The organism is bacterium (assembly GCA_013360195.1).
GTDB lineage: Bacteria > Electryoneota > RPQS01 > RPQS01 > RPQS01 > JABWCQ01.
On sequence record JABWCQ010000009.1, the window covers coordinates 30,932 to 53,692 of the forward strand.

The window sequence follows — 22,761 nt, forward strand, 5'->3', positions numbered from 1 at the left end:
GGTCCGTCTATTTTGATTTAAGATCTTTGACAAAGTGGTAACTGGTAATGTTCATCCCGTGTTTCAAGTAGAACCGGTGGGCATCCCAACGGCCCGAATGGGTTCCGCTATCGAGATGAACTGCCGCCAAGCCTCGTTCGCGGGCTTGCTGCTCGATATATTTGAACAAATGGTCAGCATAACCACGCCCCCGCGCCGATTCCGCCGTGACCAAGTCATCAATATACAAAACTTTTGACCAATGTAACATCTCGGTAGGACGGTAGCCTGCCGCCGCCACGGCACGGCCGCTCTCCTCTATATATATAAGGATGTAGCCGTGCTCGCGCGCTTGCCGTTCGACCTGCTCGATGAACCGCTGCTCCGTGAGATGGGGGCGAAGTTCCCTGATAACTGGATAGACGTGGCGAAATTGGTCGGGAGTTTTCGCGGTATGGATGGTCATGGAGTTATTCCTCTGAAAGGTCAAAGCCGAGAAGCATGGCTTTTTCGCGATACTGTGCCGCTCGTTCTGTCTCTCCGGAAAGAGTGTAGATTGTGCTCAGTAAGGCATACGCATTCCCTAGGTCGCTTATCGCCACACGTGACAATTGTTGGAGATAAGTTAAGCAGAGCTGTCCTGCCTGCTCAGCCTCCATCAACTCTGACTCTTCGCCCCCATTAACATAATCTTCAAGCTTGAACTCGCATTGAATCCCCCAAACGCGGCCAAGAAATCTATATAAACGCTCGGAATCCTCTTCATCGCATTCGGTTCCCTCTTGAAGGATTCGCTTGGCTTCATCTAATTCGCCGAGAACGACCGGAATACTTCGTGCCAGCCTAATGTTAAGCAACGACAGGCACAGTAAGATGCGCGCGTCAAACTCAATAATGGAATTCGGGCGAAGATCGGGAACAACTGCAAGGATTTCTTCCGCAAGCTTCTTGACTTTAATCCAATTCCCCATGTGCGAATATTCCCGGGAACAGACTAACTTGGCGCGCAACACACCTTCTATGAAGTTTTCTCTTTCATAGTGCTCAATTATCGCCTGGCAGACTCCAATGGCTTCTTCGGATCTCTTGCCGTCAATGTATTCCTTGACAAGCTCCCAAAGCGGCTCCAAACTGATGTCCGCCACGCCTGTCCAAAGATTCAACTGGTTGCTTGATCGAATCGTCAATGCGACTGCCTTCAACAGAACATCCTGTCGCTGTTCGCTGTCCCCCGCCATCAACCAGTAGTCAGCGGCGTCAATGTAGCCTTTCTGCCAGACCGACGAGTTATTTCCCGGCGCACGCGCCACCATTGCCGATACGCGTTCAAGAATCATCGCCGAAATATCTGGATAGTGAACGGCGACTTCCTCGGCACACTTATAAAGAAACCAGAAGCTGAAGCGTCCGTCGCTGTCATTTTTCAATACGCGGTCAACGGCCTGCAGAATCTCCTTCTTCTCAAAATACTCAGGGAAGAGGTCGTGTTCATCGGGAAGCCGTCTGATAATTTGACGCAAACTGAATGTGCGCTTGCGTTTCAACTTCTTCATTCGTTTCACGCCATCAACAGGCGGCAAGGACTCCGGTTCAAAGAGCCCCTCCCGAGTTGGAAATTCGTGCAGACTTGCTTCCCCTTTTCGTTTCTTTCTTGACATCAGTCTTTTAACACCCTCTTTATCATAACCACTGATACACGTCCCGTGCCGCGCTCTGTCGGTACAAATGTGTATGATGTCATGTCAGTTGTGCCAATGTAGTAATAGTTCTGATAATCCGGCAGATACTCCCGCACCTCGTACAGCGAATCGTAATAGGCGCCGCTCCAGCTCAAGCGTAACGAGTCACCGTCGTAGAACATCGTCAAATTGTCTATCGTGCTGTCAATAATGCCCCACTCCGGTGACATGGCCGAGATGTGCCCTAAAATATCACGCGAGCGAATCGCAAACCGGTAACGCTCGAGCGGCTCCGTCAGGCTGAACACGCGCTGAAATCGTGTCGTTTGATCTCCCAGCGATGTATAAGATGGATTCGTGCGCGTCCGAACGGGACTTGTTTCGGTAATCGTTGTCGTGTCGAAGAACAGCTCGTAAGTGTCGAAGTGCTGGTCATAGGCCGGCTGATTCCAGCGAACCTCCGCTGTCGTCGGATTAATGCGCAGCACCGCCGTAATGCGTACCGTCGCGGGAGCAGTCGTGTCAGGAAGCTCGTGCCACGTCAGCGCTGTATCAATCGCCGCAACGAGCGGTGCGTAATACTCGCGCAGGACGCGAAAATTCGAAAGCCTGGCGGGTGGCGAGCCGGGCAGCCAGCGCAGAAAATCCGTCGGCGTCCACAATGCGTCGGGATATTCATCGAGCTCGATGTGCACAAAATTCTCCGTGTGGCGGAACGGGTCGTGCTCTTCGTGGCAGTAGTTGCCCTGCTGATTCGAAGGCGCTCCGAGATAGTCCGTGATATTGCGAATCGGCAGCGTATCAACGCTGAAATAGTTGTACGGAGGCAGGCTCCACAGCGAAACATACTCGTCCACACGCGTGGCAATTGTCGTGTCGCCGTCTATTTGCGTTACAGGAAAGCGCGGCAATGCATGAATGAAGTCACGGTGCCGTCCCACGTCACGAATCGGCAAGTTGGGGTAGTGGTCGTCAAAAAAGCACGACATCTGCAAGTCACCCAACGCGGCGTGCTCGTTATGGTCGTAGGAGTGAATTTGAAAGACTATGAACGAACTCACCGGCGGCGCATCCCACGCGTCCACCAAGGCTTCGTGCAGCATCTGAAACGGCTGGCGGCCGTTGCGCGATGGATCGGAGACCGAACGCTCGTTCGTGTAGGTTGAAAAGGTCGTATCCCACATTACCTCGCGACCTGCTCCGGCAATCATCATCACGGCGAACTCTCCGCGCACGAAGAGGTCCGCGGCCACCGGCGGAGCCATATAGTCATCTTCAGGGTGCGGCACTTCCACGACCGCGAACGGATGACGCGGCGTCGGATTGAAAATGAAAACGCCCCATGCCTTGCCAAATCCGCCGATGACGTCATTTTCCGGCAGCGTGTCGCCGTTGGCGTCCACATAGCTCGAATCGAGCCGCTCGCGAATAATGTAATACTCCTGCCGTCTGTCCCATTCATAGAGCCGCACGAGTTCATAATTCCACTCGGTATCATAGAGTGCGAGCATTGAGTCAGCGCTGCTCCACTCCCGCGCAACCGCGTAGTCAAACATCCGCCGCCAGCGCGCGAGTGTGCTGTCGCCGTCTGCGTTCGCGGGAATATAGGTGAACCCGCCGAATCCGTTGGTCACCGGGTCCAGATTCGGCGGACCATAGTCGTTGTAATCCGGCCTCACCACTCGCTCCGAGACGTGCGACAGCCAGTTATCGTACGCACAGGTCGAGCATGTGTCGAACAAGAACCCGTGCAGCGAGCCGTGTTCCACAACCATCGCGCACGCCGCCAACGGCGCAAGGAGCAGTATGGCGAGCCCTTTCAGCACTGTTTCACCGATAGTTTCTCTGAGTTCAGCGCCTGATGAGACGCTTCACCGTGTAGCGATGAATGACGGGATTGTCGGATAATTCCACCAGATAAGTGTTGTCACTCGTTGTGCCGATGATAGTGTAGTCGACATTGTCAATCAGATACTCCCAAACTTGGAACAGCGAGTCATTGGTTTGCAGACTCCAGTTCAATCTAAGCGAGTCTCCCTCAACCAGAATCGTCAGGTCGTCAATCTGACCGTCCGTAATTCCGATGGCTGAAGACAATGGTGACTCCCAGCCAAGCAAATCCTTGGCACGCAGCGCAAACTGATAGCGCCAAACCGGTGCGGGAAAGTCCTCAATCTGTATGCCGCGAGTCAATTGGTCACCGAGCGCGCTGTAACCCGTCGTTGTGCGTGAGATGTGCGGCGAGGAAAGCGTCACTTCAACCGTATCAAAGAAAATCTGATACGTGTCAAAGTGTGTGTCATATGCCGGCCTGTCCCAACGCAGATACACGCAGCTTCCGCCGACGTCGGTCGCTTGAATCGGAGCGCACGAATCCGGGGCAAGTGTGTCCTCTTCCGTTTTCCATGTCAAGGCCGAATCCATTGCTTCGATGAACGGTTGATAAAATTCAAGCACGTTGGCGTATCGCCCCCAATTCGTCGGCGGAGTGCCCGGTATCCAGCGCTGCCAATCCAGCGGCATCCACAATCCGTCAGGGTATTCGTCCAACTCGATGTGAATGAAATTCTCCGTGTGCCTTTGCACATGATGGCCGACGTGCGCATAAACGGCTTCGACATTATCCGGAGCGCCCCACAAGTCGCCGACGGAACGAATCGTCAGCACCGTATCATCCTTCTGATACGTGTATTGCGGCGAACACGCCAAACCGATATAGTTATTGATTGCCACGCGAATGCTCGAATCCGCGGTTATTCCCGTTATGGGAAAGGTCTCAAAAGCGTGATACAAATCTTTGCGCCGCTGCAGGTCGCGCAAAGGGACATTCGGTGTCAAGTCATCGAGATAGCACGACACTTGAATATCCGGCAGCGAAAGATGCGTGGCATGGTCGTAAGAGTGGAGCTGAATAATGACAAAGGGATTGATGGGCGGCTCGCTCCACTCGTCCGTCGCGACTCGTGAAAGCTCTGCAAACGGAGTTCTGCCGTTGCGTGACGGGTCGGAGATTGAACGCGCGTTATTGTATGACGACTGCGTGCTGTCCCACATGACCTCGCGGCCGGCTCCCGCAATCATCAGTATTCCCATCTCAAGCTGTTGAAACATCTGAATGCCGACCGGTATGGACACGAAGTCATCTTCCGGATGCGGCATCTGCATCACGACCTTCTGGTGGCGCGCGTTGTCATTAAATACAAACACACCCCAGCCCTTGCGAAATCCGCCGATGACGTCATTCTCCGGCAACGTGTCTCCGTTGGCGTCCACATAACTCAAGTCCAGCCGCTCGCGCATGATATAGTAGATTCGCGCCGACGGCTCATCATAAAACTCGACCAGCTCGTAGTTCCACAAACTGTCATAACGCGATACCAGAGAATCGGCGACGTTCCATTCGCCGCGAATAGCGCTCGTGAAAACCTGCCGCCAGCGCGCTAACGTCGAGTCTCCGCCGGCGTTCGCCGGAATGTATTCGAATCCGCCAAAACGGTTCGTCTGCGGATCAAGGTGCGGCGGGCCGTAATCGTTGAATCCGGGACGCACCACACGCTCGGCGACGTGCGATTGCCAATTGTCGTACGCGCACGTCAGGCACGTGTCCATCAGAAATCCCGTGAGCGTTCCGCTCTCCTGAACTATCGCTTGCGATGTCAAGGGCATGTATAAAAGCAAAAGTACCCAACGATGCATTACTATATTCTCCGGTCATAAATAAGAGGCCGTCAATTCACCGGCGACGGCGGCTAAGTATTCTTCGGCGTAAGCTAATTTGTCTTCCCAGTTCCCGAACCTCTTCAAACTCAATTTCACGACGACATTCTTCGTCACGTCAAACTCAATCGGAAAATCACCGCTCCGCGATACCAGCGAAAGCATCTTGTCGCGCCCTGCGTGGTCGCTCGAATAACCAAGTTCGAGCTGATGCTCCAGCACGTTCACTTCGTCGGCGCCAAGTTTTTCCGCGAGGATTCTAATCCGAACCATATCAAACAGATTGCGCGCCGCGTCCGGCAGCTTGCCAAAGCGGTCTTCGACCTCGTGCATCAGCTCTTCCACTTTACCAAGTTCCTTCGCACGCGAAAGTTCGCGGTAGATGTTCAGCCGCAGGCCGCTCTCGGACAAATATGATTCGGGCAGGAACGCGTCCGCGTCAATCTTGAGTTTCACTTCGCGCTTTTCCTCAATCTCCTGCGGCCTGTCAATCTGCACCTCGCGCACAGCCTCCTCTATCAACTGCTGATACATCTCAAAGCCGATGGAGTTGATATATCCCGACTGCTCGCGTCCCAAGAGATTTCCGGCGCCGCGAATCTCCAGGTCGCGCATCGCCACTTGAAAGCCCGCGCCAAGTGAGGAGAAATTCGTTAAGGCCGACAAACGACTGCGCGCTATCTTCGACATTTCAAAGTGCGGCGGCACGAGTAAATACGCATACGCTTTGCGCGAGCTGCGGCCAATTCTTCCGCGAAGCTGATGCAGTTGCGCCACGCCCAGCCTGTCTGCACGGTTGATAATCATCGTGTTGACATTCGGCATGTCGAGTCCCGATTCGATTATCATCGTCGAAATCAGCACATCGAGATTCTGCTCTGAGAAATCGAGCATCACCTGTTCGAGTTCGTGTTCGTTCATCTGGCCGTGCGCGACTCCGATGCGAATCTTCGGCAGCAGGCGATGCAGCATTTCCGCCACCTGCTTAATGCTTTGTATGCGGTTGTGCACCAGAAACACCTGACCGCCGCGAGCTAGTTCGTGCTGCACGGCCTCCTTGATGATTTTTTCCGAGAACGGAACGACGTCCGTCTCAATCGGCTGCCGTCCCGGCGGAGGTGTTGTAATCTGGGACAAATCGCGCGCGCCCATCAAGGCCATGTGCAGCGTGCGCGGAATCGGTGTGGCGCTCATAGCCAGAACGTCCACGTTCGCGCGCAGCGTGCGTATCTTCTCCTTCTGCACAACACCGAAACGGTGCTCTTCATCTATAATCAATAAGCCGAGCTCATCGAACTGCACGTCCTTCGAGAGTAGCCTGTGCGTGCCGATAATCACGTCCACTTCACCGGCCGCGAGTTTCTTGAGCGTTTCCTTTTGTTCGCGTGGGGATTGAAAACGCGAAATCACCTTTACGTCCACCGGCCAATTCTTGAAGCGCTCGCGAAATGTGCGGAAATGCTGTTGCGCGAGAATCGTTGTCGGCACAAGCACGGCCACCTGTTTTCCGTCGGTCACCGCTTTGAACGCGGCGCGCATCGCAACTTCCGTTTTGCCGTAACCCACATCTCCGCAAATCAATCTATCCATCGGCTGCGGACTTTCCATGTCGCGCTTCACCGCTTCGCTCGCCGTCAACTGGTCGGGAGTATCTTCATAAGGAAAACTCGCTTCCATCTCGCGCTGCCATGGCGTGTCGCTGGAAAATATGATTCCCCGTTCCGCGCGGCGTTTCGCATAAAGCTTGATTAAGTCTTCCGCAATCGAAACCAGTGACTCTTTTGTCTTGCGTTTGATCTCGCGCCACTCTTTTCCTCCGATTTTTGAGAGCGGTGGCTGGAAGCCGTCCTTTGCCGAATATTTTTGTACCTGCGCGAGATTTTCAAGCTTCACGAACAGATTGATGCCGTCGCGATATTCAATCTTCAATACTTCGCGCTGCACTCCGCCGACTGCAATTTTGGTCAAACCGCTGTAGCGGCCAATACCGTGCTCGACATGCACTACAAAATCGCCGACACGCAGCGCGTCAATATCATGCAACGGAACGGCATTCTTGAATTTCATGAACTGCCGCGTGCGCCGCTTGCGCCCGAAAATGTCGTGGTCCACGAGCACCACAAGGCTCGCCGCTTCCAGCATGAAGCCGTGGCGCAATCCGCCTTCGCGCGCGCTGAAAGCATGCTCCGGTACGCCGCGCTCCGTCAACACCTGACCGAGTCTGTCCGCCGCAAGCTGGTTGTCACAGAGCAAAATCGTTTCGAGTCCGCGTCCCGAGTATTCCTTCACGCGCTCGGCAAGCAACGGCAGGTTTGACGCGAAGCGCTCTTGCGGAGCACCCCCGAAATCGAGAGCATGCGACGTCGGATGCGGCGCGCTGTGCAAGAAAACCTGCGAGAGTTTTTGTGCCGCACTGTAAATCAGCTCGGGCTCCATCCATTTCCCCGGCTCGCGCAGTGCTCGCACCTGCTCGGAAATGGACACGGGAATCTCTTCGTCTTCCTCGTAAACGATGTCGTGCAACTCTTCGCGCAGATGCTCTTCGTCCTCATCGTCGTCATCATCGGAATTCTGCGACTTCAAATCGCGCAGACGCAGCACGGGTTTGGCGGTGCGCTCTTCGAAGCGTTCCTTGACCGCATGATAGGCCGGCCTGCCCTCACTCCAAACGATGATCGTGCTTTCGGGAAGATACTGCAGCAGATGCGAGTTCCCCACACCCGGAGTTTCGGCAGCCATCACTGTCACTTCATCAATCTTGCCCGTCGAGCGCTGCGTTTGCGGATCGAAGCTGCGCAAATCGTCAATATCGTCCCCGAAGTATTCGACACGCACGGCATGTGAACCGCCGAACGGATAGATATCGAGCACCGCGCCGCGCACGGCATATTGACCGACGCCTTCCACCATCACTTCGCGCGTATAGCCGGACTCATGTAGAAACTGAATCAGCGAATCGCGCGGCAGCACTTCACCCTTCGCGAGCGTGTAGGTGTTGCGCGAAACTTCATTCAAGTCCGGAAGCGGATCGAGCAAGGCGGACGCGGGCGCGACGACCAACGGTTGCTGTTTGCGCGTCAACGTCATCATTGCTTCGGCACGTTCGGAAAGCTCAATCGGATTCAGTTCGCGGTGATAATCCGGCAATCCCGGAAAGAGACTTGTGACATTTTCACCGAGCAGAATCGTCAGATCATCCGCAAACTCTTCGGCGTCTTCCAATGTTTCAGCAACCAGCAGCAGCGGCCGTTTGGAATGTTCAAACAGATAACTTGCAATCAGCACCGGCAGCGCGCCCGGAACATTTTTCACGAGCACGCCATGCCGCGCATCCGAAAGCGCGGCCAATGTCTCTGCAAATCCGTTATAAGAGTATATTCGTTTCTTTAAGGGGTCCATCGAAAGTCTGTCATTTGTCTATTCCCACCACCTCCACCTTAATCCTATCCGGGTCCTCGAAAAACACGGCGTAGGATTCCAGGCCCCCGGCGTGGGGGTGGCGGTCTGCATATAATATAATGATGCCGCGCTCACGGAGCTTGGCCGTCAGGTCATCAACGTGTGATTTTGAGCGTGCATGAAAGGCCAGGTGGTTCAGCCCCGTCCGGCAGCGATTATAGCCCGCAACTAAATGTTTTTCTTCTGTTTGTACAAAGACAATGTATGTCTGACCGAAGCGAAAACTCACCCCCTTGGGCCACTCTTGATAGACCTCGTAACCCAGTTCGTCGCACAACAGCCACTGCCAAAACCCGCGCGAGCGGGCGAGGTCAGAGACATTGATCTCGACATGGTGCAGCATCTATTTCTTTCGGAGCGGGTGTTTGACCCAACTGCTGACGTCTTCGAGCATCTTTTCTCCCCACACGACACTCGGATCTCGCTGTTTCAGCCCGACCTGCTTCACATCTTCCACTGTGAAGAAAGCTTCCTTGTCAATCTCATGTATCCTCCGCAGCAGCTTCGGAACATTCTTTCGCTTCTCCGCCACAAACAGAATATCCATCTCCCCCGATTTTGTCCGTCCGTCCATCTCCACAACGGGATAATTCATCTCCCACAACTGGTCGGCCAGATTCTTCTCGCGCCGCGAAATGATTCGCACAACCTGATGTCCGAAGGCCAGCCGCGATTCAATCCACATGCCGACAAAGCTGCCGGCCGCAAAGCCTGCCGAATACACAACACCCAAATACCAATCATCAAGATTGCGAATCACCTGCGCGACGACGTTAATCCAAATCAGAACTTCGAGAAAACCGAAAATTGTCGCCAAGACTTTGAAGCCGCGAAAGATGGAAATCGTCCGCAGCGTCCCGAGGCTTTGATCCACGATGCGCGCGAAGAAAATCCCCAGCGCGAGCAGCCACACCTGCCCCTGTCCGACGCGCGTTATCCAATCCACCAAGTCCGTGAAGAAGTTCATTTTCCTTTCCCCTGCTGCTGCATCAGCCAGTCCATACGCTCCTGTCCTTCCTTCAGATGACGGCCATAGAGCGTGCGCAATTTCGCTTCCGCTTTGCCCATGATTCCACTTGGTTCAAACCGCGACCAATAGCGCTCCTTCATCCAATAGGTGAGCGGCTGTTCTTTTTGCGGCTCAAATGCGATGAGAAGCACAAAGGGCTTTGTGTAGTCCGTCATCTCCTGTTGCAAGGTCTGCCAGATTGCCATGCTCCAGACTTGCTCCGGCGGCAAAAATCGCAAATCCAAAATTATCCCGTCCGTACGCATGAGACTATCCATGGCAAGTCCAAACTCCTTGCGAAAGTCAACCGTGTCTCCGGCGGCAATAGTCGCGAAATCTCCGCCCCATTCCGTGACAACAAGCCGCTGTGCCTGCGCCGGGTTTGTCCACAGCCATACACACATTATCCACAGAAATATCGTCCGTGTTTTCATCGTTTCGCTCGCGTTTCCTCTTGTGGCTCTAAATTTCGGCTCAATGAACATACATTGAACTCAAATTCGACCTGTTTTTCTCTCAGCAAGACCTGTTTCGCCGTTCGTGAACACTTTCCACAAATCCACAACGGTTATTCACATTCGGAGATTTGTGTGGATGTTTGTTAAGCATTTTTTTTGGACTACGCTGGCTATTTTGAATTTAAGCGCTAGCGCAATGGGTCCAGCGTCAACGCTGGCCAAGCATTCTCCCAAGTCGTAAACAAATGCGTGGATATCCTCGCTTTGTGAGCGGCGGTGATATTTTTTTGCAAATCGTCTATGAATAGAATTTGCTCGGCGGGCAGCGCGGTTTCTTTGACAATTGCCTCAAAAACACCGGGATCGGATTTCAACTTCCCGCGCTCATACGAGGTCAGGACTTGATCCACGTCGAGTGCCCAGGAAAAATTGCGCGACACCCACTGAATGTGCAGCGGATCGGTATCGGACAGCACCCACACACGGCCCATCAGTTTCAGCTGCTCGAGCGCGTCGCGTGCGCCGGGAAATTCGTCAAAGATGTCGCACCAAATGTCGCGCAGCTTCGCCGAGCTCGCTTCGGTCTTCGGCCACTTCAAGAAATCACGCAGCTCCTCGATAAACTCGGCAGGCGTACACCGCCCCCGCTCAAACCGCGATTTGAACTCCCCATGTATGCAGTGCTCGCGAATATCGTCTCGCGAAGGTGCGTCGTCACGCAGTGACCCCCGCTCCGCCGCACGCGCCACAAACCTCTCAAAATCAAGTTTCAAGAGGACGTTGCCGAGGTCTACCAAGAATAGCTGTGTCGTCATCTGTTCCGAAATTCTGTCGTCCTCTCGTCCATTACCTGTCAATGGCTCTCCCCATTTCCCAGCGCAAGTTCATATTAAAACTCACTTCCGGCCCGCTAGCGAGGTACTTGAAATCGTTTGATCGCGAAGACGTTGCGAGAAACGGGAGGCCGCTGAATCCGCATGAACCCGACTCGAACAAAGCCTCAAGAAACAGGTACTTTGACAAACTGATGCGCGGACCAAATTCAGCGAACACACTTGCTTTGAGTCCACCTAACTCATATTCATCATTGTAGTCAGTCGTGGTCTCGCGGCTGTGGTCTTCGTGGACGATGGTCGAAGTCTGCCGTTCTCGCTGGTGGCCATTACCCGCGCCGAGCAGAACTCCGCCGCCGAGCAAAATTGTAACAGTCTGCGACTGCGATATGAAACGGCGATAGCCGCACACGAGCGCGCGGTCCCATTGCCACCGCATCATCGAGACGGTTTGATAGCCCGCCTCGTTCTTTGTGACGTGCAACATGTGAACACGGCGGGAATCAAACATGCGAAATTGGCCGTACCATTCTGATTTCTTACCAGTGCCGCCGAAAGTTATCTGCCAACGATTCCCGATCATCGCAATGTCGTTGTCCGTGAATACTCCGTCGTGAACGGTCATGGAGTATTTCGTGTAAAACAGATTCGGCCCGCCACCTATGGTCATGAACGAATATGCGTGAGCGGACAAGACCGGAGTCAATATAAGTATGAATATGAAGCGGTGCATGAGTTGCCGTCCTTAGTTGCTGTTTCCGCTCTGTTTGTTATCGAACCCACCGATAGATGATGCTATTGCATCAGCGGCACCGGGTCCAGCGTTCACTCTGGTTACTTCTTGGTTCTGAGCTTCTTCTTCCACAACACAAACGCCTTCAGCGTCATCAGAAATTCCGTCCAGCCCTGACAGTTGTCAAAGGCATACGCCAGCCCGCTCTGGTTCCAACCTGTCTCGGTGATTTTCACCGTCACAATTCTGTTCTTCTCCGTAAACTCAAACCGCACATGCGAGAGTTTTCCCTTTGACCCCCACAGCGGCCAGTGAAACTCCACAAACTTCTCCTTCGCATACGCCACCGGATAAAGCGGCATTTCCCCATGTCCCTTCCAATACCAGAAGCACGGCTCGAATTTCTCGTTGAAGCTGCCGCGCACCCGGTCCACAAAGTGCGCCTGCAGATGTCGCGCATGTGTCGCCGCTTCCCAGACCTTCTTCAGCGGCGCGCGATAGGTTTGCGACACCGTAAAGGAAATCTTCCCATTTGCCAGCGTGTAGTTGATGTCTTTCTTGACCGCCTTCTTGGCCATATTTCTTCTCCCTGTTGTTGTTTTACGCCGAGCCGGGTTAAGGGCCGCCGCAACCCGGCCGGAATCACCTTCTTTAACTAATCTTCGTCTTTATCCCGGTCGCCGCCCTTGTCATCATAGCTCTGTATCACCGCGCCGCCGCGCACTTCCGGATGATTAATTTTTCCGCCCGCTTCGCCTACATTCATGAGCACCAGCACAATGATGGCCGACACTGCCACCGCCCCCCATGATGCCCACACCGGCAGCAGCGTGTGCTTTCGTGTGAACCACCACAGCGCGAGAATCAAGATTCCAAACGGAAGAATAATATTCCGCGCGGTCTCGGCAATCTCTTCATGCGGATGAATGTACTGCTCCGTGTCCGGCAGCTGCTCGACAATATCTTCCGCCTCCTCGCCGAACTGAAACACCACCACGGTCGAGAAGGCCGCCGCGACAATAAACCCCAGCGCGACTCGCTGCCAACGGCCGTCCTTCCATAGCGTTGCCAGAAACATCAAAAGGGCCGCCACCATAAACAGGATGGCTGGAAAATGTGCCAGCACAATGTGCCAATGCGCGGCATTTACAGGTATCGGAATCATGGGGTACCTTTCAAAATTGAAAATTCAAAATAGAAAATAGAAAAGCGAAGATTCTGACTTTGCTATTTTCAATTTGCTATTTGCTATTTTTCCGCTCCCTCATCACATCCACCCCGAATTTCAGATACGCCTTCAGATAGGTATGAAATTCCGTCCAGCCTTCACACATCGTGAACGCCGCTTTCAGGTCCTTCTGTTTGTAACCGTAATCATGGATGCGGAAGATGGTTTCCTTCGGCCCCTTCTTGACGAACTCGAAGGCCAGCCGCGTCATATATTTCGGACCGTAGGCCTCACCAATGAACTCAATCCGCTCGTATTCCTTATATAATGTCGGATACATGTCCATGGTTTCGTCACCGTACTCTTTCCAGCACCACTTCACCACCTCGAGGTCCGGGCCCCACTTGCCGATTTGCTTGTCTATGAAATACTTCTTGACGTGCTTTTCTTCCGTCACCGCTTCCCATACTTTCTTAAGCGGCTGCTTGATTATGTGCGATGTCGTGTATCCCAATTTACCTTTGGATACCGGGAGCGGGAGTTTGTGTTTAGTTGGCATGGGGGTGGGCCTTATTGTGTTTTAGGTTGGTTCGTGTAGGGGCGGATGGCAATCCGCCCGCGCCAGGCAGGATCGTGAATCTCTGTGTTCTGACTAATCAGTCCGATCCGGATTCTCTTTGTCTTTTCCCCAGTTTATCGGATTCTCAACGATGTACTTTCGGGCCAATCCCAATTCGTGATCATTGCGAATGATACGATCGAAGAAACTGCGCTGCCACAATTTCTCTTCATTTGTCATTAACCCCTGTTCGCGCGTAATTTTTGTTACGGCGATTTTGAATGATCGTATAATCGCTGCCAGCGACCCCGCTTTGGGTCGTTGTATTCCGGAATCAGGTGTCGTTCCAGAAGCGGGCACAACATGTTGATTAATTGATGCGCGTTTGTCCGCTGCTATCCGTGCTTGTCAGTCCTTGCTTGATGGCGTGCACAATTGTGTTTTCAAGGCTCGTGGGGCCACCAGGCATCACAAAAACACATTTCCCGTTTGAGTGATTCGCCCACGCTTCTCCCATTAGTCGCTTTTCTTTTGAATCATCGTTCGTCCAGTCAACTTCTCCCTTGTACTCGACTACGAGGTATCTCCCATCGATGAGCCGCGCGACAAAATCTGGATAGAAGTAGTCCGTGGACGTCGGCAGCCTGAATCCCTCCTTGACGGGGTTCCGCAACCATACTTCCACTTCCGGAAGCCTATCCAATATTGACGCGCACTGCGCTTCTTCCCAATTTAGGTTTCCAACCCAAGAGTAGAAGTGTTTGTTGAAATGCATGGGGCCATCGTACTTGTCCCAACTGCGATACGGCTCGTCTGGATCAAATACGCATGGTATCTCGTCTGAAGTTACCACCCGCGAACCTTCTCCTAAACTGAGCAGGCCTTGCAGGTTCCGGAGTTTCAGGCTCTTTAGTTCCTTGTTCAATTTCTCAATCAGCGCCTCGCGCAACTGGTGCCTGTCCAAAATCAATTCCTGTTCCGTGAGACCTCTCTCGCCTTTGAGATGATTCATCACCCGAAGAACCCATCTGCGCAACTCGCTCGGCGGGAATCGATCATTTCGGGTTTGTTTGACAAGCCAAGTCAATAAGTCTGCCTCGCTCATGCGTGTTTCGCCAAGCCGGTCTAGCTGCAATTGAATTCCGCTGACTCGCTGGTATTTCAGCTTGCCTGTCCCGCTGAAATCTATCTTGCCCTCGTCCATCGTCGGACGCTTGTGGCGGTACTCTGACTCGCTTAACTTGAAATCAAAATCTTCAAGACTCCAATCTGTGTCCAACATCTGCGTCTCGTCAATCAGTTCGAACAAACCGCTTGTTGTCTCTTCGCAAAGTTGGGGAATTCGCAAGGGCGCGTATGTTGTCTTCCGCTCTGTCTCCTTGCGTTCGTCAAATAAAGGCAAGTCTTCTTGGGAGCCTCCGTCTTTGATAAAGTCCTTGGCTTGCCATTTATCATACCCTATCTGAACAAGCCCATCCACGATTCGCTGCGCGACCTCTTCAAAACTCCCTCCCACCGAATACGCATAAGCATGGTTCAAATCTTCTATCGGCTTCCGCTTCGCCCCTGGCATCCGCATGATTCGCCCTAATATCTGCTCTACCGCCGTCGCCGTACGGGCCGGAGCCACGGTGCACATGACGTACGCCCACGGACAATCCCATCCCTCCCTCAACTTCTGTTGCGTAATCACGCATTTGATCGAGGACTGGCGGCTCAGTATGTCCCGGTTCGCTAGCTCATCGTCTTTACCCGTTGCGATTGGGCATTCCTCTTTTGATTCAAACTTCTCGTTTTCGATTAGCCATTGCTGAAGGACGCTTGGCGTAAGCCTACTCTCAGTTTGGCTTGCCGACTCCGCTTGAATCAACAAAATCGGACGTATAAACTCACCGCTTGCTTCTGCATGCGCCGCGCACAACTTCTCAAGCCTTTGTCTTTCGTCCAAGGCGTGACTGAGGGCTATCCGCCAATCCTGCAATGTCCGCACGATGATCGGCATCTTGATCATCTCTTCCGCCCGCAGCGCATGCGCGTTCACAGAATAGAGCACATTGCTCCGCCCCCGCCCTTGCGCGTCGCCTTGATGCGGCGTGGCCGTCAGCTCAAGAATGCAAGACGGCGCAAACTTGTTTAGCGTCTCAAACGAAAGCTCAGTCCTGACATTGTGTGCCTCGTCCACGATGACAATGGGCCGTTTCTTGCGCAGAAGATTGGCGAAACTCTTTGGAAAGCTCCCGTCTTCCCTTATGTGTATCGGCGTAAAACTCCCAAACTCGCTCTCTGGAAAATGCTCCAATAGTGAACCGTTGTCTTCATAGACTTTGCGCAATTCGTCGTCCGCGACGCGCGAGGATTGAATCGTCGTCACAACGATCGTTGCCCCCGCTTCGATCGTCCCCCGCGAAACCGTCATGCCCTCTTTACCGCTAAGGACATAAAATGTCTCAAACTGCTCGCTTAGCGCCGCATAATACGGATGATTCCTGTTCTGGAGCGCCAATATCGTCTGATCCCGTATCGTCTTGTTCGGTGTCAGCCACAAGACGAGCGGACGAGCGGTATGCAGGTACTCATGCGCAATGACCCCGGCGGCGTGGCAACCCACTATCGTCTTTCCGCCACCAGTCGGGATGCGCACACAAAAATAGGGAATGTGCCGCAAATCTTCGTATTCCTCAAGGTCGAGGTAGGACGATGTTCGGATATTTCGGCGCGTCCGTACAACTTCATAGGCCGCCTTGGCGTCGTCAAGCTTGGAGCATTCCCGCATGTAGTCGCGGATGACGTCCAACACTTCTTGCTGATAATTGCGGAGTTCAAACCTCATCTAACCACCACCTTGCCCGGAATTTGTCGAAACTGCGTCTGCATTTCGTCTAACCTCTTTTTGCCCAACCTGCACCCCGTCCCGTAAATCACCTTCGGCCCCTCATGCTCCGGCAATTCCGCCAACACGGCGCGGGTCAAAACGTTTCCCCCTTGCGCAGTCTTGTCTCCCAGAATCCCGTTATATAATAGGTAGTACGCCGTCCCGTGATGAACCCCCAACAGCGGCGACCGCCCGTTGTTCTGCTTCGGAAGCGGCTCACCCGTTTCAGTCAAATAGATGTGCCGCGCCAAATCACTGAACTTCACCTCTTTCCGAATCTCACCATCCGCGTCAAATAACGTCTCGCCCAATGTGCAATACCGAAAACCACCGCCCAACCCCTCCACCTGCTGACCCTTCTGATTCTTGTATCCAAGCGCCACACGCTTGACTCGTTCCGCCGTAATGTTCTCGCAGATATTCTGATCCATCTCCACAAGTATGAACTTCCGGTTTCCACCGTCCTCTTTGTTCAATTGCATCACTGCATGCGCCGTTGTGCCTGAGCCCGCAAAAGAATCAAGAACGATGCTGTCCTTTGAGTAGTTTGTTGCAGCTCTGATGAGGTGTTTTACTAGATTCTTTGGTTTCGAGTAGGCAAAAAGCCGATCAGTATGAAAAATCTCCCGCAGCTCTTCAAAAGCGTCATCATTTGTTGCAGACATAGTACGTCCATCAATAAACGAACTAAGGCCTTTATGATGCCCTTCGGCAAATTTTCTAAAAACTCGAGGTTGAAAATTCTCTGTGTTAATGACGCACACGCCGCCTCGAGAGAGTTCTTCGTCTAACATTTCTTGCCCCCAAACAAATGGTCCTTCAAGTCTAAATTCATCAACTATTACGCCGTCTTGGACTAGGATCTCGTCCAGCAGCTTCATTGCCGTAGTACCCGTTCCTTTAACGCCAACTTTATGGGCTCCGTTTTCAAGTTTGGTTTGAACTGTTTTGGCGGGGAACTTTATGACTTTTGTTCGATTTCCTCTTTTAAGTATTGGCTGTGATTCTTCTTCGTTTGGTGCTCCTCCATATAGCGCCGCTTTCTTGCCTTTTCGATACACTACAACGTACTCTGTAACACTTACGAGTTCTTTTGACAGAAAACTTCCTTTTCTTTTCTTGTACCACGAAAGTATGCCGACCTGCCTTGAACGACCAAAAACGATGTCCAGAATCTGAATCAAGTTATCCAATTCGTGATCATCAATAGATACGAAGATTTGCCCGTCCTCGCTCAACATCTTGTATAAAGTGCTTATTCTTGGCAGCATCATGCAGAGCCACTTGTCATGTCTTGATAGGTCCTCTGCCTCCGCCCCCACCACTTTCCCGAGCCATTCCTTGATTTCAGGACTATTCACATTGTCATTGTATATCCAACCCTCCGCGCCTGTATTGTATGGGGGATCAATGTAGATACAATCAACTTTCCCCGCATAGTACGGCAGCAGTGCTTTGAGTGCAACAAGATTGTCCCCCTGCACAATCAGATTCCCGCTCCCCGGATCTCCGACTGACAACGAGTTGTCGCACTTCAAGAGATGAAACGGCACCTCTTCGTGATGCTTCTCAACAGCCTTCTTTCCAATCCAATCAAGTGTCGGCATGTTCTGCTTTTCTATTTGCTATTTTCTATTTCCAATTTTCCCAACTTCCCCCCATTCTCCTCCAACAACTCTCGCGCATGCTCCGCAGTCACGCCACGGAAGTGCATCACCAACGCGGTCTTGAGTTCACCGTGAGCTTCGGTCAAAAGTTCGTCGGCCCACTCGTAATCACAACCGGTGATTTCCATCAGAATCCGCCGCGCGCGCGCCTGCAGCTTCTGACTCCCCATCCGCAAATCCACCATCAGATTCCCGTAACACTTCCCCATCCGCACCCACGCCGCCGTCGTAATCATGTTCAGCGCGAGCTTCGTCGCCGTCCCCGCCTTCAGCCGCGTCGAGCCCGTCAAGACTTCCGGCCCGACAGGCAGCTCGATAATGACATCCGGTCTCTGATTCCCCCTCGCTTCAGCGGGGGGGGTAGGGGGGGTCTCTGCCTCCTTGTATCCCATACTCTCGGCATCAAAATGGTTACATATGAGGAGCGCGGTGTAGCAGCCGTGTTTCTTGGCGTATGATAAACCACCCAACACATAGGGCGTCCTTCTCGAAGCCGTAATCCCCACCACCACGTCCTCATGCCCCAGACAACAGAGCTCGAAATCTTGAATCGCGCCATCCGGATTATCCTCTGCCCCCTCGGCAGCCTTCCTGAGTGACTCATACCCCCCGGCAATGAACCCCTGCACCAATGTCGGATCCGTTCCAAAGGTCGGGGGGCACTCCGATGCATCGAGCACCCCTAACCTCCCCGATGTCCCCGCACCTATATAGAGGAGACGGCCGCCAGCTTGAAACGCCTGCACCACACGCTCCACCAAAATCTCGATCTGCGGAATGGCCGCCGCCACAATCTCTGGCACCTTGCGATCTTCGCGATTCATCGCTTCCAGAATCTCACGCGTTGTCATGGAGTCGAGATTCATCGTGTCCGGGTTGCGTGCTTCGGTCGAGAGTCCGGCCAGCTCTTTGAATACGGTTTCTTTCACGATTCAAGTTGAAGTTTAATCAGCCGACCGCCGTCAGCTAAGTTGAGTTCCGAGAGTAATTTACAGCCCAATTCCTCCGGCCAGGCTTCCTGTCTCCATTCGCGCTGCTTCCAGAACAACATAAATCCACTGTGCTTCAGAAGCGGCCGGGACCATTTCACCAATTGCGGCAGCTCCGTTACTGCCCGGGCCGTCACACAGTCGAATTCTCCGCCGGGAGAGTGGACAAGTTCTTCGACCCGCGAACAAATCACCGTAACCCGTTGAGAGAGCTCTGTTTCACGTGAAACACGGCTCAAAAATGCTGCTTTTCTTGAATTTGACTCCACTAAAGTATATGTCAAATGAGGAGTTAGTAGTGCCAGCGGAATAGCTGGAAACCCACCGCCGCTCCCAATGTCGAGTACAGCTCCGCTTTCCGGGAGCAGCTCAAGCCCCGCCAAGGACGGAGCTAAGTGTCTTTCCCGAAGACGGGACCGGTCGGCATGCGATACTAGAGGGATGCCGGCTTCGGCGATGCGCTTCAGATAATGTTCGAGTTGCTGTTCCTGTTCGGTGGTCAAAGGAAACCGCTATTCACAGCTTGTTCACATTTCCGGCAGCGGCTGGAGTTCAGACTCCCTGTTTCTTGGAGTATGAAAATATACGATTTAATCTGGACTATTGCGACCTATCCTGAGCATTTTCACAAAGTTATCCACCGCCAAATGTGGATGTTTCACGTGAAACACTCCAAAACAAGAGCTTACACATGCCCCAGCTTTTTCATGTGTATGAGCAATGCAGATGTATCCGACGGGCGCACCCCGGAGATGCGTCCCGCTTGCCCTAAGGTCTTGGGTTTGAAGTAGCTTATCTTCTCGCGAGCTTCGTGAGACATGGAATGTACGGCCCAGAGGTCCATATTCTCAGGCAGCCGGACCTCTTCCCATCGTCGCACCTGATCAGCCCGGAGCCGCTCTCTTTGGATGTAACCTTCATATTTTACATCCATTTCCACGGCAGCTAGCAGATCCTCGTCGAGTTCATCTACTTTCCCCGATAGCTGAGGGCTGTCTTTCAGCATCGCAGACAGGTCGGCTTCCGGACGCTTCAGGATGGCGGCGAAGCGACTGCCTTTGAGCTTAGGATCCGAGAGCAGCCCGGATTCTGCCAGCTCCTCAAGCCGGGTATCGTGCAGGAGGGACGTTATCTGATTAAGCTTTTGTTTTTTTGCTAAATATGAGTCATACTGCTCGTCGTTTACCAACCCAAGTTCGCGGCCGATTTCAGTCAAACGCAGGTCGGCATTGTCCTGGCGCAAGATCAGGCGGTGCTCGGCGCGGGAAGTGAACATGCGGTACGGCTCATCCGGTGTCTTGGTGATGAGGTCATCTATTAGGACACCGATGTAGGCCTGATCGCGACCAAGCGTCAAACAATTACCGCCGTTTAGTTTCTGAGCAGCGTTTATTCCAGCTATCAGTCCCTGTGCGGCCGCTTCTTCATAGCCGGTCGTGCCGTTGATTTGCCCGGCGAAGAAAAGTCCGTCTATCACCTTGGTTTCCAAGGAGTAATGGAGTTGATGAGCGGGGAAGAAGTCATATTCGACCGCGTAACCGGGGCGCATCATCTCGGTCTGCTCCAGCCCGGGCACGGTTCTAAGTGCTTCAAATTGAATATCTTCCGGCAAACTCGAACTGAAGCCATTCATGTAGACTTCAAAGGTGTCCCAGCCCTCTGGCTCTAGGAAGATCTGATGGCGATCCTTATCAGAGAAGCGCACGATCTTGTCTTCAATGGAAGGGCAGTAGCGTGGGCCACGGCCTGTAATTCGGCCAGAGAATAGCGGGGAGCGATGCAGACCATCGCGCAGGATGTCGTGAGTTTTTGTATTTGTGTAAGTTAAGTGGCAGGCAAGTTGATTAAAGACGGCTTTGGGCGAGCGCACGGAGAACGGGACGATGCGACCGTCGCCGGGCTGGTGCTCGCAACGGGCGTAGTCAATCGTGCGGCCGTCGAGGCGCGGGGGGGTGCCTGTCTTCAGCCGGCCTACCTCAAAGCCCTGTTTCATCAGCATTTCCGAGAGTCCGAGCGAAGGGGCTTCGCCTATCCGCCCGCCCGGGAGCTGCCAATCCCCCATGTGCAGTAACCCATTCAGAAAGGTCCCGGCGCAAAGCACGGCGGCGCGGCATTCTATACGCTGTCCACTGTGGGCGATGCAGGCCGAAAGTCGCCCGCCTGTTGTCTCGAAGTCTATGATTGTATTTTGTTTGAGATCAAGATTTCGCTGTGATTCAAGCGTTTTGCGGGCTTCGCGAGCATAGAGAACTCTATCGCACTGCGCACGCGGCGACCAAACGGCCGGGCCCTTCGAGCGATTGAGCATCCGAAACTGCACCGTTGCCAGATCGGCGAGCCTGCCCATTTCGCCACCGAGCGCATCTATCTCCTTGACTAATTGGCCTTTAGCAAGTCCGCCGATGGCCGGATTGCAGGACATTTGGCCAATCGTCTGGAGATTCTGCGTCACGAGACAAGTGCGAAAGCCCATCCGGGAAGTGGCCAGAGCGGCCTCAATCCCGGCATGTCCGCCGCCGATCACGACGACATCATAAATATGTGTAATAGCCATCCGTTTCTCTTGCTAAGTCGAGTACAATGAGTTGTTTGAGTTGAATTTGCCACTTGTTTGGCGGATTTTCTTTGCTTTGCAGTGTTTTGCTAAGTTGAGTGCAGAGAGTGATTTAACAGGGTGTTGACGATCTCGGCAATCTTTATCAGCAATTTGCTTTTCTCTTGACCTGTTCGTATATTCAACCAATCCAGTTCATCTGGAGGTGGAAGGCGAGAGCCTTTGGAGCCCCGAAAGGGGCTTTTTTTATGGAAGTATTTTCGCGCCCCAACCTAATGTTTTGCCAGAAGCGTTTCGAAGATATTTCTTGGATTCAAGAATATCTGCTATCTTGGCTCCGAAGGCATTACTTACAGTGGTATTGCTTTTACTACTTTTGGTCAATGTGTTCTTGAATGAAGGGTGAGCAAGGAGATCTGCGAGTTGAAGTCCAGCGATATTATTGTCCTTTTTCTTCACCTTCAGTTGTGAGCTACTCAAAGTACGCTGAATCTTGTCAGCTCCCACGTAGTCTGTCCCTGTATTGAACAGCAAGTTGAAAGACTTCTTCAACCGCATATCCTCTTTCCCACCTCGCGACTCAGCCATCACATCTCCTTGTTGGCCGCGGCGATCAAGCCATAAGACATATCTCTCTGCTAACACAGCAAGACAGTAGTGATATGGATCAAAACGCCACGTCCGGTATCTTTCAACGTGTTCTACCTTATCTATAACTACTGTTGCGACTTGATAATCCGCTGTCAACAAGAAGTCTAACAATGTCGCATTAAACTTTTCGCGCAATTCGTCATTGCGTAATGACTCAAAAGGTCGAACTCCGTTCACAAGCTCTTTTCGATGCAAAACAATTGGAGAATCGGGATGGTGGTGATTCCCAAAGAATTGTTGTTTCAGAGATTCGAGCTGTGGATGAACAAACTCGCTCACGTGATCAAGGTCAATGATCACACCGGTCAAGCTAAGATATCGATGGCGCTCATCATCAAGCGAATGCAGTCCTGGGTCACCGACCTCATCTATATACATCCGGTATTTGCTCATATGAAATGAGTTCGCAATTCCCTATTTGTTTGACGAGATCC

Annotated in this window: 20 protein-coding genes; all 20 read right to left on the reverse strand. The window is 52.8% G+C overall.

The genetic code is table 11. The features are described from left to right. Nucleotides 1–7: 7 nt before the first annotated feature. The 20 genes from HUU59_07940 to HUU59_08035 all read right to left on the reverse strand — a co-directional run bounded on the left by HUU59_07940 (nucleotide 8) and on the right by HUU59_08035 (nucleotide 22,720). Nucleotides 8–445 (reverse strand): GNAT family N-acetyltransferase, encoded by a 438-nt coding sequence (locus tag HUU59_07940; protein ID NUO19359.1) that lies wholly within the window; start codon nucleotides 443–445, stop codon nucleotides 8–10. A gap of 4 nt (nucleotides 446–449) precedes the next feature. Further along, nucleotides 450–1,532 carry a hypothetical protein gene (locus HUU59_07945; GenBank protein ID NUO19360.1) on the reverse strand — a complete coding sequence of 361 codons (1,083 nt, stop codon included), beginning with the start codon at nucleotides 1,530–1,532 and terminating at the stop codon, nucleotides 450–452. Nucleotides 1,533–1,636: 104 nt separating this feature from the next. Next, complete coding sequence (locus HUU59_07950; protein ID NUO19361.1) at nucleotides 1,637–3,484, reverse strand: hypothetical protein; 1,848 nt, start codon at nucleotides 3,482–3,484, stop codon at nucleotides 1,637–1,639. A gap of 25 nt (nucleotides 3,485–3,509) precedes the next feature. After that, the gene (locus HUU59_07955) at nucleotides 3,510–5,354 is read right to left on the reverse strand and encodes a hypothetical protein (protein NUO19362.1); all 1,845 of its coding nucleotides are present in this window, start codon (nucleotides 5,352–5,354) and stop codon (nucleotides 3,510–3,512) included. 15 nt (nucleotides 5,355–5,369) lie between these two features. Continuing rightward, nucleotides 5,370–8,774, reverse strand: a complete 3,405-nt coding sequence (mfd, locus tag HUU59_07960) for a transcription-repair coupling factor (GenBank protein NUO19363.1) — start codon at nucleotides 8,772–8,774, stop codon at nucleotides 5,370–5,372. Nucleotides 8,775–8,784: 10 nt separating this feature from the next. Beyond that, entirely contained in the window at nucleotides 8,785–9,177 is a 393-nt protein-coding gene (locus HUU59_07965; GenBank protein ID NUO19364.1) for a VOC family protein, read from the reverse strand. Further along, nucleotides 9,178–9,801, reverse strand: coding sequence for a DUF2179 domain-containing protein (locus HUU59_07970; protein ID NUO19365.1), 624 nt, complete (start codon nucleotides 9,799–9,801; stop codon nucleotides 9,178–9,180). Next, complete coding sequence (locus HUU59_07975; protein NUO19366.1) at nucleotides 9,798–10,277, reverse strand: hypothetical protein; 480 nt, start codon at nucleotides 10,275–10,277, stop codon at nucleotides 9,798–9,800. Before HUU59_07975 ends, HUU59_07970 begins: the two co-directional genes overlap by 4 nt. A 212-nt stretch (nucleotides 10,278–10,489) precedes the next feature. Further along, on the reverse strand, nucleotides 10,490–11,158 hold the full coding sequence (locus HUU59_07980; GenBank protein NUO19367.1) for an HAD hydrolase-like protein: 669 nt from the start codon (nucleotides 11,156–11,158) through the stop codon (nucleotides 10,490–10,492). Next, nucleotides 11,148–11,867 carry a hypothetical protein gene (locus HUU59_07985; protein ID NUO19368.1) on the reverse strand — a complete coding sequence of 240 codons (720 nt, stop codon included), beginning with the start codon at nucleotides 11,865–11,867 and terminating at the stop codon, nucleotides 11,148–11,150. The genes HUU59_07980 and HUU59_07985 overlap by 11 nt, the downstream gene beginning before the upstream one ends. A gap of 101 nt (nucleotides 11,868–11,968) precedes the next feature. After that, complete coding sequence (locus tag HUU59_07990; protein ID NUO19369.1) at nucleotides 11,969–12,445, reverse strand: SRPBCC domain-containing protein; 477 nt, start codon at nucleotides 12,443–12,445, stop codon at nucleotides 11,969–11,971. 77 nt (nucleotides 12,446–12,522) lie between these two features. Continuing rightward, entirely contained in the window at nucleotides 12,523–13,032 is a 510-nt protein-coding gene (locus HUU59_07995; protein ID NUO19370.1) for a hypothetical protein, read from the reverse strand. A 76-nt stretch (nucleotides 13,033–13,108) separates the two neighbouring features. Next, nucleotides 13,109–13,594, reverse strand: a complete 486-nt coding sequence (locus HUU59_08000) for an SRPBCC domain-containing protein (GenBank protein NUO19371.1) — start codon at nucleotides 13,592–13,594, stop codon at nucleotides 13,109–13,111. 93 nt (nucleotides 13,595–13,687) lie between these two features. Further along, a complete protein-coding gene (locus HUU59_08005) occupies nucleotides 13,688–13,954 on the reverse strand; it encodes a hypothetical protein (protein NUO19372.1) in 267 nt (88 codons plus the stop codon). A 10-nt stretch (nucleotides 13,955–13,964) separates the two neighbouring features. Continuing rightward, nucleotides 13,965–16,424 carry a DEAD/DEAH box helicase family protein gene (locus HUU59_08010; GenBank protein NUO19373.1) on the reverse strand — a complete coding sequence of 820 codons (2,460 nt, stop codon included), beginning with the start codon at nucleotides 16,422–16,424 and terminating at the stop codon, nucleotides 13,965–13,967. After that, nucleotides 16,421–18,073 carry a site-specific DNA-methyltransferase gene (locus HUU59_08015; protein ID NUO19374.1) on the reverse strand — a complete coding sequence of 551 codons (1,653 nt, stop codon included), beginning with the start codon at nucleotides 18,071–18,073 and terminating at the stop codon, nucleotides 16,421–16,423. Before HUU59_08015 ends, HUU59_08010 begins: the two co-directional genes overlap by 4 nt. A gap of 11 nt (nucleotides 18,074–18,084) precedes the next feature. Continuing rightward, complete coding sequence (murQ, locus tag HUU59_08020) at nucleotides 18,085–19,065, reverse strand: N-acetylmuramic acid 6-phosphate etherase (protein NUO19375.1); 981 nt, start codon at nucleotides 19,063–19,065, stop codon at nucleotides 18,085–18,087. Further along, entirely contained in the window at nucleotides 19,059–19,625 is a 567-nt protein-coding gene (gene rsmG / locus HUU59_08025; GenBank protein ID NUO19376.1) for a 16S rRNA (guanine(527)-N(7))-methyltransferase RsmG, read from the reverse strand. Before rsmG ends, murQ begins: the two co-directional genes overlap by 7 nt. A 182-nt stretch (nucleotides 19,626–19,807) precedes the next feature. After that, nucleotides 19,808–21,676: a tRNA uridine-5-carboxymethylaminomethyl(34) synthesis enzyme MnmG gene (gene mnmG, locus HUU59_08030; protein NUO19377.1), complete on the reverse strand. Its 1,869-nt coding sequence runs from the start codon at nucleotides 21,674–21,676 to the stop codon at nucleotides 19,808–19,810. A gap of 246 nt (nucleotides 21,677–21,922) precedes the next feature. After that, the gene (locus HUU59_08035) at nucleotides 21,923–22,720 is read right to left on the reverse strand and encodes a DUF3800 domain-containing protein (protein NUO19378.1); all 798 of its coding nucleotides are present in this window, start codon (nucleotides 22,718–22,720) and stop codon (nucleotides 21,923–21,925) included. Nucleotides 22,721–22,761 lie beyond the last annotated feature (41 nt).